This is a genomic window from Flagellimonas sp. 2504JD4-2 (assembly GCF_053642935.1).
Map to the genome: position 1 here is coordinate 1 of NZ_JBSIOV010000002.1, position 13,502 is coordinate 13,502.

Annotated in this window: 13 protein-coding genes; 8 read left to right on the forward strand and 5 right to left on the reverse strand. The window is 38.4% G+C overall.

What is annotated here, in order from left to right; all coding sequences use genetic code 11:
* Positions 1-209 precede the first annotated feature (209 nt).
* The 6 genes from ACULLH_RS06660 to ACULLH_RS06685 all read left to right on the forward strand — a co-directional run bounded on the left by ACULLH_RS06660 (position 210) and on the right by ACULLH_RS06685 (position 6,552).
* On the forward strand, positions 210-680 hold the full coding sequence (locus tag ACULLH_RS06660; protein ID WP_454087962.1) for a hypothetical protein: 471 nt from the start codon (positions 210-212) through the stop codon (positions 678-680).
* Positions 681-831: 151 nt separating this feature from the next.
* Positions 832-2,649, forward strand: a complete 1,818-nt coding sequence (locus ACULLH_RS06665) for a long-chain-acyl-CoA synthetase (RefSeq protein WP_454087963.1) — start codon at positions 832-834, stop codon at positions 2,647-2,649.
* Positions 2,650-2,965: 316 nt separating this feature from the next.
* Complete coding sequence (locus ACULLH_RS06670; RefSeq protein ID WP_454087964.1) at positions 2,966-4,030, forward strand: sensor histidine kinase; 1,065 nt, start codon at positions 2,966-2,968, stop codon at positions 4,028-4,030.
* Between the two features lie 2 nt (positions 4,031-4,032).
* Positions 4,033-4,785 carry a LytR/AlgR family response regulator transcription factor gene (locus tag ACULLH_RS06675; RefSeq protein WP_454087965.1) on the forward strand — a complete coding sequence of 251 codons (753 nt, stop codon included), beginning with the start codon at positions 4,033-4,035 and terminating at the stop codon, positions 4,783-4,785.
* 110 nt (positions 4,786-4,895) lie between these two features.
* Positions 4,896-5,558 (forward strand): CPBP family intramembrane glutamic endopeptidase, encoded by a 663-nt coding sequence (locus ACULLH_RS06680; RefSeq protein WP_454087966.1) that lies wholly within the window; start codon positions 4,896-4,898, stop codon positions 5,556-5,558.
* Between the two features lie 106 nt (positions 5,559-5,664).
* Positions 5,665-6,552, forward strand: a complete 888-nt coding sequence (locus tag ACULLH_RS06685) for a hypothetical protein (protein ID WP_454087967.1) — start codon at positions 5,665-5,667, stop codon at positions 6,550-6,552.
* A gap of 404 nt (positions 6,553-6,956) precedes the next feature.
* Here the strand turns inward: ACULLH_RS06685 and ACULLH_RS06690 are convergent, their stop codons facing one another.
* Positions 6,957-8,171 carry an adenylate/guanylate cyclase domain-containing protein gene (locus tag ACULLH_RS06690; protein ID WP_454087968.1) on the reverse strand — a complete coding sequence of 405 codons (1,215 nt, stop codon included), beginning with the start codon at positions 8,169-8,171 and terminating at the stop codon, positions 6,957-6,959.
* A 37-nt stretch (positions 8,172-8,208) separates the two neighbouring features.
* A complete protein-coding gene (locus ACULLH_RS06695; protein ID WP_454087969.1) occupies positions 8,209-8,778 on the reverse strand; it encodes a hypothetical protein in 570 nt (189 codons plus the stop codon).
* A 275-nt stretch (positions 8,779-9,053) separates the two neighbouring features.
* Here ACULLH_RS06695 and ACULLH_RS06700 point away from each other — a divergent pair, with 275 nt between their 5' ends.
* Complete coding sequence (locus ACULLH_RS06700; protein WP_454087970.1) at positions 9,054-9,710, forward strand: Crp/Fnr family transcriptional regulator; 657 nt, start codon at positions 9,054-9,056, stop codon at positions 9,708-9,710.
* 177 nt (positions 9,711-9,887) lie between these two features.
* Here the strand turns inward: ACULLH_RS06700 and ACULLH_RS06705 are convergent, their stop codons facing one another.
* From ACULLH_RS06705 to ACULLH_RS06715, 3 genes are all read right to left on the reverse strand, one after another.
* The gene (locus tag ACULLH_RS06705) at positions 9,888-10,778 is read right to left on the reverse strand and encodes a DUF4382 domain-containing protein (protein WP_454087971.1); all 891 of its coding nucleotides are present in this window, start codon (positions 10,776-10,778) and stop codon (positions 9,888-9,890) included.
* Positions 10,779-11,117: 339 nt separating this feature from the next.
* Complete coding sequence (locus ACULLH_RS06710; protein ID WP_454087972.1) at positions 11,118-11,546, reverse strand: LytR/AlgR family response regulator transcription factor; 429 nt, start codon at positions 11,544-11,546, stop codon at positions 11,118-11,120.
* A 197-nt stretch (positions 11,547-11,743) separates the two neighbouring features.
* Positions 11,744-12,820 carry a hypothetical protein gene (locus tag ACULLH_RS06715; protein WP_454087973.1) on the reverse strand — a complete coding sequence of 359 codons (1,077 nt, stop codon included), beginning with the start codon at positions 12,818-12,820 and terminating at the stop codon, positions 11,744-11,746.
* Positions 12,821-12,940: 120 nt separating this feature from the next.
* Here ACULLH_RS06715 and ACULLH_RS06720 point away from each other — a divergent pair, with 120 nt between their 5' ends.
* Complete coding sequence (locus ACULLH_RS06720; protein WP_454087974.1) at positions 12,941-13,465, forward strand: RNA polymerase sigma factor; 525 nt, start codon at positions 12,941-12,943, stop codon at positions 13,463-13,465.
* Positions 13,466-13,502 lie beyond the last annotated feature (37 nt).

The following is a 13,502-nucleotide window of genomic DNA, read 5'->3' on the forward strand; positions in this document are numbered from 1 at the left end:
AAAAATAAAACGTTTTACAACATTGGCTATAATCCAGCCCTTCCCTGCCACTAAAAAGAATAATCCCTAACTTTAATAAAATCAAGAACAATCCTTAAATGATTCCTGCACGTGGCTTGCTCCGCAGGCCAGAGGTAAAGGCCAACGCTTTTCGCTCCACTGCGCCACCAGTCGTGCCGAGATCATAGCCGAGACCGTTGGGCACAATTATGAAAATAGCAATTTACATTCTCAGTTTCTTATTGATAGTTATCACTTTAGAAAGTCCGTTCTGCAGTTGCAACCAGAATGAATCCTTGGAGTCCGAGATTCAAAAATCTGAGTTGGTTGCAATTGGAGAGGTCACAGAAAAAAAAATTATATCAAAGAATTTAGACAACAAGGAGGGAAACCTATTGTTCATGGGGTATAAAGTGCGTGTGATAAAATCATTTAAGGGAATAAAAAAAGATCGAACAATTTATGTGTACACCACATCCAATACTGCTTCGTGCGGGATACAACTGGAAACCAATAAAAAGTACATCCTATTCGGAGATAAAGGCACTTTTCTTCCCGAAAGATTCCATTCTGCATTAAGTGATATGGAAAGACTTTCTTACTGGATCAATCATTGCTCGAAAACCCAAATCTATAATCACAATCTGGAAAAGGAGATAGACAGTGTTATGACCTATTAAAAAACTGTGCACAACAATAGCTATAATTCATGGCATTCAGCTTGGCAATTTTTTCGTAGCTTCAAATCAACTAAAAATTGGCTGACACTTGCCAAGAAATCATAGTCCGGACCGTTATCGGCAATCAGGAAATAATAGCAAATTTAAATAAATGGCTAAAACTGATCAAGTTCAAAATGTTAAAGGCCCTATGCTAGCCTTTAAATTATTTATGCTTATTCCTCAGTTCCCAAGAATTATTAGAAATATTAAAAAAGCCAAAGGGATCAACGAGAATAGCAATGAATCGATAGGAAAGATAATTGAATCAAAGGCCATTAAACATGGAAATGTAGTTGCTCTCAGATATGAAGACCAGAGTTATACCTATCGAGAGTTTAACCAAGTCATAAACAGATATGCCAACTACCTCCTCTCAGAAGGCGTGAACAATGGTGAAACAGTCATCGCTTATATAGAAAATAGACCAGAGCTTTTATTTTTAATAGCGGCTTGCGCAAAAATTGGAGCCATTGTTTCATTGGTCAATCCAAATCAAAGAGAAAAAACCTTAATTCACTCTTTAGAACTTACTAAATCGAAGTTTTTTTTCATAGGAGAAGAGCTTCTTCCTTTTTTCGAAAATGTGCGCAACTCAATAACCAAAACCAAGGATGATAATTATTACTGGATTTCTGATAGGGGAATAGGTAATTGTCCAACCCATTTCAAAAACGTAAAGAAGGTTCTTGGAAAAGTGAGTTCAAATAACCCAACCACAACCCAAGGAATAATGGGGAAGCAAGTTTATGCTAACGTATTTACCTCAGGTACAACAGGCTTACCCAAAGCATCACGACAAACTAATAGAAAGTGGTTAGCAACCTATTTTTGGTTTGGAAAAGTCAATATGAATCTGAATAGTAATGATGTGATGTATGTTCCACTTCCGTTTTATCATACTAATGCACTGATTGTTGGCTGGCCCACTGCCCTAGCTGGTTCGTGTACCATGGTAATGAGAAGAAAGTTTTCGGTCTCAGAATTTTGGCAGGATGTTAATAAATATAACGTCTCTGCCTTTATATACATTGGTGAGTTGTGTCGCTACCTACTGAATGCACCACCTTCAGGTTTGGATAAAAAGCACCGAATTAAAAAGATAATGGGGAATGGTCTTAGACCAGATATTTGGCCTGAATTTAAAGAGCGATTCCAAATTAAGAACATTTTTGAATTTTATGGTGCTGCCGATGGCAATGTTGGTTTTACCAATACCTTTAATTTTGATTGTACGATTGGATGGTCGCCCCAAAACTTCAAAATTGTTAAGTACGATATTGAAAATGACACACCAGTTAAAGACTCAAATGGTTTTCTTGTTCCAGTGAGCAAAGGTGAGACAGGCCTATTGATTTCAGAGATCAGTAATGAATCTATTTTTGATGGTTATGTCGATAAGGCTCAAAATGAAAATAAAATTGTTCGCAATGCTTTTAAAACTGGGGATACTTGGTTCAATAGCGGTGATTTATTACAGGACATTGGATTCAAACATGCGCGTTTTATAGACCGTATTGGGGATACATTTCGGTGGAAAGGGGAAAATGTTGCCACCGCAGAAATAGAAGGAATTTTGAGTCAACTCGATTCTGTTGAAATGTGTGCAGTTTATGGCGTACAAATCCCAAATAATGATGGCAGAGCTGGAATGGCAACCATTGTAAAGCATAAAAAAGTAGATTTTGAAATTGATGAAATTGCCAGCCATCTTTTAGAACAACTTCCTAAATATGCGATTCCTGTTTTTATAAGATTGAAGGACAAGATTGATTTTACGCATACACATAAAATCAAAAAATTCAATTTGAAAAAGGAAGGCTTCAATTGTAATGATGAAGTTTTTGTAAAGCTTCCAAAAAGCAAAACTTATATCCAAATAAATAAAGACCTATTGAAAGAAATCAACGCAGGAGACCATATATTTTAAATAAAATGACGATAACAATTGCTGTAATTCATGACTAGATCTTTCAAAAAAGAAAATCCCTACCTTCTAAAACTCGAAAACAAAAAAGAATGATTCCATTCTGCACCATGGCTTGGTGTAAAACCATAACCAGACCATAGCCAGAACCGATTGCAGCAAACTTGCAACAGCTGAAATGAAATATGAATGCAGGATTAGAAATATCCAAAGTCCAAATTTTACAATTCAAATCCTTCTAACGATGTTTCAACTCAAAGTACTTTCATAAATTGGCTACGGGATTAATTTTTACGCCTGAGAGTAGTAATTGAGACGAATGACCACAAACAAAGAAGAGCGCATAAAATACCTGGGGTTCGATGACAAATGGTTCGTTATCGCAGGTATTCTACTATTGGGCCTATCGGCGATGTATGTCTTTAATGTCGAAGTGGAACATCTTACCACTGTTGAACTCATCATCACCTTTGTAGCTTCTTTCTTTTTTTCCACCTGTGATTGGTTGATCAATAGGTCCATCTTAATACGTTTAAGAAAAATATATCCCAGCTTGAAGGATAGTGTTAAGCGGATAACCCTTCTTTTTATCTGCACTTTAATTACGGTAATCTTAGTCGATTTTCTAGGGGTTAGCCTTGTTACACTGATCTCGGAGAATGTTAGCTATGATTTTCAAGAAAGAACCAGGTCATTGCTCGTCATTGTATTTCTCACTATCATGACAATGGCCATTTACGAAGCCATTTATTTCTTTGTGCGTCTCAAAAAATCGATCAGAGAGGAAGAACAAGCAAAGCAAGCGACCATGCAAGCAGAACTTGACACCCTTCGCAATCAGGCCCAACCCCATTTTTTCTTTAACACCTTGAATACATTGCGGGATATAATAGATCAAAGCCCCAAAGAGGATGCGAAGCAATTTGTTGATAAACTATCGGACATCTATCGCTTTTTGCTCGAATCAGGCGATACCAATCTGATTTCATTGAAGGCGGAGCTAAAGTTTGCGAAAGCCTATATTCATGTACAATCAGAACGCTTTGGTGAGAATCTAAAATTGAATTGGAACATTCCCAAAACGATGGAAGATAAGGCGATTGCACCGATGAGCCTCCAACTGCTCTTGGAAAATGCCATTAAACACAATATTATCTCCAGGACCAAACCACTGGAGATAAACGTTGACATTGCGGGTGATTTTGTGGTGGTAACCAATAAAATTCAAAAAAAGTCCACACAACTACCTTCCACAAAAATGGGGTTAAAAAATATTGAAAAACGGTATGCACTCATCTCGGACAAACCAGTTGATATAGTGAACGATGGCAATCAATTTTCCGTTGCCCTACCCTTGTTGAATTATAGTATGCTTAAAGAATGACTATGAAAATCTTAATCATCGAAGACGAAATTCGAGCCGTCAGCCAGTTGCAATTAATGTTGAAAGCTTGTGACTTTAAGTTCGAATTGCTGGAAATTATAGATACCGTAGAAGATGCCGTGTTGTGGTTTCAACAAAACGAGGCCCCAGATCTTGTATTCATGGACATTCAACTTGCCGATGGGCTGAGCTTTGAAATTTTTCAGAAAACAACGGTAAAGGCTCCAATTATCTTTACAACGGCCTTTGACCAATATGCCATTCAGGCCTTCAAGGTGAACAGTGTCGACTACTTACTAAAGCCCATACAAAAAGATGATCTAAACAGGGCACTTGATAAATTCCTGCAATCAAATAGGTCTTCCTCATTGGATACCGCCACTTTAAAGCAATTGCTCAGTGACTTGCAAGTACCTGCTGAAAGAGATGGCATATTGGTAAAATCAGGGGACGGATTTGTACAGCTTAAAATATCCGATTTACTCTTTTGTTATTCCGAAGACAGCATCACTTTTGGCGTTACACTTAACAAACGCTTTATTATTGAAGAGACCATGGATGAGCTGTTCGACACCTTGGATCATACAAAATTCTTCAAAATCAATCGAGGACAAATAGTGGCTAAATCTTCCATTTTGAAAATAGAGCCATATTTCAACCACAGGGTGAAACTTTCCGTGACCAATCCGAGAAATCAGGAATTCATCGTAAGCCGACCAAAAACCAGCGATTTCAAGAATTGGATGAACTGGTAACATGTCCCTATCACAATTCAACAGGCCATAACGATAGTCCAGCGTAAGCAGCTTTCTATGTGGGTAGATTAAATGGATATTGCCCCTATATCAATTTAAAAAATAGAAAGATGAACAAATTAACCGTAAAACAAATCGTACTTCCATTAGCCACCCTAGCCATAATCTGTTTCATGTATTTTGGCCCTCTAACCCGAACCATTTTTGAAAATATAATTATCCCTTTAGTGATTATAGCGGCCAATTATTTCGAATACAAGGGAAAGCCATTTTCAGCACTTGGGTTTTATCGTGAAAAATTCACTACTAAAAACTTATTGATCTTTGCTCCATTAACGGCATTTGGTCTTTTTGTTTTTTATGTTTTCGCCCTAGTACCAGGAATCGAGATGATAACGGGAGTTCCTATAGATTATTCAAGTATGTCCCGGTTGCAAGGAAATTTATCTACCACCATTATCTGGTTGTTCATCGTGTGGGTAACCGCAGCTTTTGGAGAAGAAATTATTTTTCGTGGTTATCTTATGAGGCAGTTTGTGAAATTCTTTGGAGAAAGCAAAATCAGCCTAGTGATCAATATTCTAATATTCTCCAGTTTCTTTGGCTACATGCATATGCAGCAAGGAATCACCGGACAGATTGTTGCTGGCTCAACCGGAGCGCTCTTATGCGTAATATTCTACTTGCGCAAATACGATTTGTGGTTTAATATCATGGTCCATGGTTTTTTTAACACCCTTGGTATACTCAGCTTTTACTTTGGATTGGCATAGCCCCTTTTCAAATATTTTCGCTATTGCTGTAACCTAATTTTTGAATTCGAGGTCTTAGAAGAAAATTATCGCGGAAACCGCATCCTTCGATAAGAAAATCAGTAAAATGATCATAGTTCAAGTATTTTTTGCAGCCCTAATGGTAGTGCCAATACTTTGGGGAGTGTTTAACTGGACCAAGTACAAAGGAATTTCAACTCCTAAAGGCATAACGACCATTAAGACCCTTATCAATTCTGCCGTGCTTTATGCTTTAGCATACAATTTGGTTTTTTTTCTGCAAGAAGTGTTTCTTGTTCTTGGGAAAAAGGCACTTGGCCTAAAGGCTTATTTATATCATAATAATCATACCTGGGAAGGAGAACATCCCATGATGAATTTGATGCAAGGTTCTGGAGCTTTGGCAATTTTCTTAATTGGATCAGTGTGTTTGGTAATTTATAGATTCATTAAAAACTCGCAAAGTATGTGGAAATTATTGGTCTTGTGGATAGCTTTTCATGGCCTTGTACAATCATTGCCGCAAGTAACTGTGTCATATCTTGATCCAGGGACCGACGTTGGTGAGGCGCTAGTGGGGTATTTAAATTTGAATCCGTCTCTCCTTATAATTCTAGCGCTAGTCTGCGTTTTCGCCACGGCCCTGGCTACTATTTTTTTTAGTCAACTTCTTTTAGAGTTCGCCCCGATGCATGTTGATTTAAATCACCCTAAAGTTAAATTTAGATACATTCGGTTTATAGCAGTGGGAGCAGCTCTTGTTGGCAGCTTGATGGTTGTTCCGTTCCGGGTTCCACCAATGCATCAGGCCATTACTCCATTTATTGTTTTCGTTTATTCAATTCCATGGATTTGGTCTTCAGCCAATATAAACAAGCATATTAAACAGACTCCAAATAGAATCAATGAAAAAATATATTGGTTTCCCATAGTACTCCTAGTTCTTCTATTAATTTTCTTTCAATTGGTTTTGGCACCTGGAGTGGAGTTTTAACATGAACCGAGAGCAACAAGGCCTATATAATTTATAGTTTAATCTACTTGAAACGGAATCTTTCATCCATAAGTTTGGGTCTTGGGACATAAATTATAACTGGTTCACTGATACTTTGTAAAAATCAATCATCAAAACAAATAGTTTATCTACAAGAGTCACAACGCATGACTACTAACCCAGCCTAAGGCTAAATTTCCTGAAATTTAAAACATTAACTGACCAAAGACCAGTTGCACGATGTGGTACTATGGACACTTGGCAATGGTTAAATCGAAATAAAATTATAATGAAAAAGTTTAAACATTTACGTTTTTGGTTGGCAATACCTTTCCTGATTACATTTTTCGGTTTTTATTTCCCATATAGGTCAGTCTTTTTAACTGTTCATTACTTTCTTCGCTCTAAGGGATTTCCGAAACGTCATATATTTTAATGGATTTATTAAACCCCTTGATTTTGGTTCGGATACTACCAATGGGCTTGATACGGTCCGATACCTTCTCGTAAAGCGCTTCCGAAATCAATATTTGATGGGGTATGGTCAATGCCTCTATTCTTGAGGCAATGTTTATGTTCTCCCCCACTACCCCGTATTTCATCCTTCTCTTAGAGCCAATATTACCCACAATGAGGTTGCCGCTATTGATTCCGATACCCATCTGCAAAGCAGGGAGTCCCCGTATGCGAAGTTTGGCATTCACATTTTTCATGCCTTTTTGCATTGCCCGTGCGCACTGAATTGCATTGAACGCCGAGTTGTTTATTTTGTTGGGTGCACCAAAAATTACAAGAATCCCGTCACCGAGAATTTCATTGATATATCCCTCATACCCGTGAATAATAGCTATCATTTCTTCAAAATAGATGTTCAGCACCTCGATTACCGTCTTTGCGTCATACTGCTCAGAAATCGGTGAAAATCCCCTAATATCGCTCACCAGGACAGTGACATCCCTTTCCTCACCTCCCAATTGGGTTTCCTTCTTATTTTTAACGACCTTATCCAAAAGGGATTCACTCATGTATTGTCCAAAAAGGTGTTTGTAAAACTGATTGGACTCCATTAACTCGCTATTCAATGCCTCCAAATGACGTTTGGACTCTTGTATTTGTTTTTGAAGATCAACTAGTTTGTTCATCCGAATTCTTTCGTTCAATAGCTTTCCCATCATTTTGAAAATTGACAAGTCGGAATCCGTCATTTTTCTAGGAACCCTATCTGCGATGCAAAGGGAGCCGATATTGTTGCCGGTGACACTGGACAAGGGATGTCCGGCATAAAAACGAATGTTTGGTTTGTTGACGACCATAGGGTTATCATGGAAACGTTCGTCTTTAAGGGTGTCCTCCACGATCAAAAGATCATCTTGTAAAATGGTATGTCCGCAAAAAGATGTTGCTCTTTCGGAAGTATCAAAGTTTAATCCGCATGACGAATGGATGTTCTGCTTTTCGCTCTCGATGGAAGAAATATAGGCAATCGGAACATCCAAGCACTTGGACAGAATCATTATTACCCCATTAAATTGCGCTTTTCTGTCCGTAGCACTCAAATTAAGAGATATCAAGTCTGCAAGTCGTTCCTCTTCATTTTCAGGAATTTGTGGAGTTATCATAAAGTATGCATTCTATTCAAAATATTGGTTTGTTGTCTTATCTTATTTGCTTTTCTACGGCTCCCCTATCACTTTCGTGCTCTAAATCTTTCTTACGGCTCGTTTTGCTCCTAATCGTTATAAACGCTCCCAACAGCACCGAATGTTGTGAAAGCTCACTTATGAGGTAGTCGTATTCAAGGAATACCATAAGATTTCCAACTTGGCGATGTATCCCTGTGCCAAGATTTATCCCCATTTCCGATTTCTTGTGCGTTTCTCCTGTGAGATCAATTTTTTCTTTTTCAAAACTTACATTGACACCTGTCAAAGGGTAAAAACCCCAACCTTCGGAAATCTCCATAATGTAATGCAGGTTGAGGTTGATTTCACTTAGCGCTTTTGTAGTAACCACACCATTATTGGATGCTGTCTTTTCGAAAAAGTTCGAATATTCCGGGCCAAAACAAACTTTATTGTTGGGCAGATTGTAGTATCCCCTAAAATGTATCCCGATGTTCTCTATAGCATCTCCATAAACCGCACCTCCTCCAATGCTCCAAGATTGGGCAACTATATCCTTTGTGGAAATGCAGCATAACAAAATCAATAGATGTTTTATTCCCATAGGCACAAGTGGTTTGTCTTTTGGATATCAGTATGCATCCAAAATTCAATTCTAAGCTACCCATAACCCCTTGGGAAAGCAACATCAAAAAAATCCATATATACTTCATACGACATTTTAAAGGAATCTAATTGAAATTGGGAAAATGCGCTTAGCAGGATTAAGTCAATAACTTCATCCCAAAATGTCGGATTGAGTAAGTTCTAAAAAAGTTTATGTGCCTCAAATGGTGAGGTATTGCCTATATTAGATTTTATAACCATCTGATCTATAGCTTGAGAACACTCACAAAATATTGGTTCCTCGAAGGTTTTAGTCTTTTTAGAAAACTTGGGATGCCCGCCATGATGAAGCTGTGTGAACTTTTGGAAATGGAACATGTTGACAAGGGCAGGGTCATAAATATTGGAAACCGCGATAAAAAGAGCATCTTTTTTCTAAAAAAAGGAGCGGTCAAAATTCTTAATTCGAGCAGCGATACCGCCAAATACATTGTAAAAAAAGGGAATATTTTCGGGGAACTTTCCCTCTATGACCAAGAAGCGGCCAATGAGGAGCAGGCAATGGCCCTCGAGGACTCTATCATTTGTTATATTGAATCCGACATGATGGAAAGCCTAATGGAAAAACACAAGTCCCTTAAAAATGGGATCTTTAAAATTTATGGACTTCGAATCAAGAAATTGGAACGCAGGTTGGAAGATCTTTTATATAAGGACAGTAAAACCAGGATCACAGATTTTGTTTATGCATATGTCGAAGAATTTGGAGAAGATAAATTAGACCGCGTAGAGGCCAAAAACCTGCTCTCACATAAAGACATTGCCAACCTTACCAATACCTCAAGACAAACGGTAAACAATGTCCTAAGTAACTTGCGAAAAGAAAATCGTATCGATTACAACACTCGCAAAATATCAATCCCTAAATAACCGCCTTGGCGTATTGCCGGGAACCAGCTCCTTTACAACCTAAAAGGTCAATATAGCCAAATCGTTTTCAGACCTCATCTGCCTGGAAAAGGGAATCCATAAAAAAAGCAGGGCTAAGCCCTGCTTTTTCATCCAACCAGCCGGAAGGTTTGTTGCGTTACCTTCCTTACCTTAATGTTATTCGGCATCAAGAACAAAGTCCAAGACAGATTTATTCGCTACTTCTATCTGCACATCTGTAGAATCTGAAGCGATAAATCCTTCTGCTTCTGCCAATATTTTATAGCTGCCCGCTGTTAACCCCATAATGGTATAGTTTCCACTACCATCGGTAAATGCAGTAGTATTTAGGGTATCCGCGGCAATCACAGAAATCTGTGCGCCTTCAATTGCTACGTCCATGTCATTTTCAAGAGTACTTACATTACCCATCAGTGTACCAGCGGTGGATAAATTGCTGGCCTTTATAACCGGCTTAAAGTTAAATCCTCTGATACCTGCGGGACTATTTATGTTTCCTTTGGCAATAAAGGAACGGCTTATGTCAAAATCAAGCAGTAGATCCGCCGAGATTCCACCTGCAACCGCGATCGCAGGGTCTATAAAAACCTTGATCCCTGTCTGTGCCCCACTGGGTACTTTCAGGTGATGGACACTACCATCGGTAAGTACTACATTTACTCCTTTAACGTAGACTCGGATCAAATCATAAGATCCAGCTGGAACTTCCAAATCTGCCAATTGTTGGGTAACACCATTGGTCAAGTCCAATAGGTTTACATCTATTTCCTCCTCCATTAAAGTGATAAAAGGGCTTCCCCCATTTTCATCTTCACTATTTTCATCTTCGTCATTTTCGTCCTCGTTTTCATCGCGGACCTCTCGAATTTCCACTTTAAACACAGTAACATTGGCCTCGGCCACAAGGTCATAGGGAAATGGTGCATCCGTAAGACTGACCTTCAATCTGCCCATGCCATCTTGACCAACGCTCTCTACATTATCCGAGCAACCGGTCAATGCTATAACCAGAGCCAAAAGAAGCATGTAAATCAATTTTGTTTTCATATTTTTTATACTTGAGTTTAACAGTAAGGGAATACCAAACCCCGTTTTTTTTTGATCTTATATACATGTAACAACCGAGGAAGAAAATTTCCTGATGGCAAACCGTATTTTTTTACTTTTTGATGAAACGCACTACCTCTGAAAAAGTTGGGTCACTGTAATTGTTGCGACACTAAAATTAAAATCATCTAAGCATCTGTTAGGCGCGTTGCAACAAAATATTGCACATACTTGTAAAACCTTTCTTTTTGAATTTTGAGGGCAATAGTTCATTTCCAATTGAAATGGTTACCAATACCATGAAGGTCATAACTTTTGGGTCAAAGAATGTTTCCATAATTAACTTGCTGTTCTTAGTCTTTCCGTATATACAGGGACAGCGTTTAATTTTTCTGTCCTCTGTTTTGCACTTCGATTTTTTAAAACTCGTTCTACCGTCCTTTCAAAGCGATCCTTTTTCATAGGTTTGGTTACAAAATCCTTCACGCGATCATATAGAAAAGCGTTGAAGGCGAATTGCGAGCGCGTTGAATTCAAGATCACCTGACAATCACATTTAAGGGATGCAAGAACTTCAAAACCATTCAATCCAGGCATTTCTACATCAAGAAACACTACATCAGGTTTAAATAGATTTACAGCTTGCAGTCCAATTTTAGGATTGTTAAAGGCTCCTCGTAATTTAAGATTTGGGTTATCTTTTATCAATTTACTGGTGGCGAGTCGTTGCATCAATGAGTCGTCGATTACAATAGCGGTTAAGGTCATGTCAGATTAATTTGGTTTGCACAAGTAAAACAAGCTTGCTTAAAGACTTCCTGAACGAAACCGACGAACGGGGATTATTTTCGATAAACGAAAAACCCCCTACCTAAAAGTTGAAAGTATCTTTTAGATAAGGGGCCACTGATTTAACCCAGTATGTTTAGAGTGGTTTATTGGTATTCAAGCAACGATTGGTTATTCTAGTTGCATTCATCTTTAAAACGCAACACATTTCCATCTCCCTGTATAAGTGTTATCATGGTTACTCCAGGGGTGTCCAAAATTCTATTGACGTTCCATTCCAAATTGAAATCGTTCAAATCTGTAATATCAAGCACCAAGAAAATATCATTTTCAGATCCGGAAGCTGACCAAGTTCCTGAAAAATTCTCAGTGTCTGAACTGGCCGATACGGTGCCGTCCGCCTGAAAGTTGAACGAAAGATGATCATATTGACTCTTGAGATTTTGTGCGTCAAGGCTGAATTTATTCACAACAAAGTCAGGACAGTCGGCAAAGGCTGCTTGCAACTGTTCCACTGTACAGTCGTTACAATTATCATCCATGAAATCATTGTCGTCATCTTCATCGCACGAGTCAATAGCCTCTTCCAGGGCACTTTCCAAGCCATCCAAATCAGAAACCTCCAATTCGGTATCATCAGACAGTACCAAAACAATTGGAAATTCTATGTTCACTATGTCGTCTGCATCCAATCCATCAATAAAATCATGGAGTTTCTTATCATTTTGCAGGGTAATGGTGTCAAACAGTTCCGTAGTGGGGTTAAAAATGGAAACATTTATAGGATAAACGATGTCCACACACTCGATATCTTCGTCATCTTCGTTTTCACCTGGACATGCTTCCGCTAAATCATCCAATTCCTCGGCACTGGTAACCTCAGCTTCCGTATAATCGGAATATACTATGGTAACAGGGAAAATAATCTCCAAAGTGTCGGTATCCTCATCACTTTCTTCAAAAATAACCTCGATTTCATCAAGATCTTCTTCGTTTTCTATCGTCAGTTCCGTCCCATTCGCGATTACGTTCACCGGAAACGCAATGGAAAAACAGCTGGCTTGGTCCAAAATATTGTCCGTGGAACCGTCTTTCATAGCTGTCCTGACCAAAAGGTTGGCCACTGTGGTGTTTGCTTGGATACTTTGTTCTGGAACATCGCCAATAGATTCGAACTCCTCGCTCCGACAGGAGATGTTCAACATGCCCAATCCTAGGAGCACAAGACCTAATACTTTAATACTATTTTTCATGTTCGTGAGGTTTCTTGTATATTAACTGTTTGCTTATTGAACAACCAAACGGTAAAAACTCCTGAAAAATTTTCATAAAAAAAGTTTTTTTACATTTAAGTGACCAAAAAGCCAACTAACTTGAAGATGAATCTGCACGAGGACATCTGTGATGAAACCTTATTTTCCACCATTTATAACAAACATGCCCAAAACCTACACGATTTCCTGTATTACAAATACGGAGATAGGCTAAATCCTTCGGACAAAGCACAGGATGCTTTTGCTAAGCTTTGGGAAAACTGTAAAAAAGTCACTTTGGACAAGGCCAAATCTTTTTTGTATACAGTGGCCAACAATTTGATGCTCAACGAGGCCAAACACCAAAAGGTGGTTCTAAAGTACCAAAATGAATCTCCCAAAGAATATACCAACGAAAATCCAGAGTTTTTGCTGGAAAAGGAACAGTATTACAAAAAATACCAGCAAGCACTTTCCAAATTATCCGAAGAACAGCGTATCGCCTTCATGCTCAACAAGGTCGAGGGCAAAAAACATGAGGAAATCGCTCAAATATTGGGCGTAACCAGAAAGGTCGTGGAATACCGTATTTACTCGGCTTTTGACCGATTGAAAAAAGAACTGGAAAATTTTAAGGTAAAATAATCAGGAAAAAAGAGGACAAGGTTGTTATATATGCAAA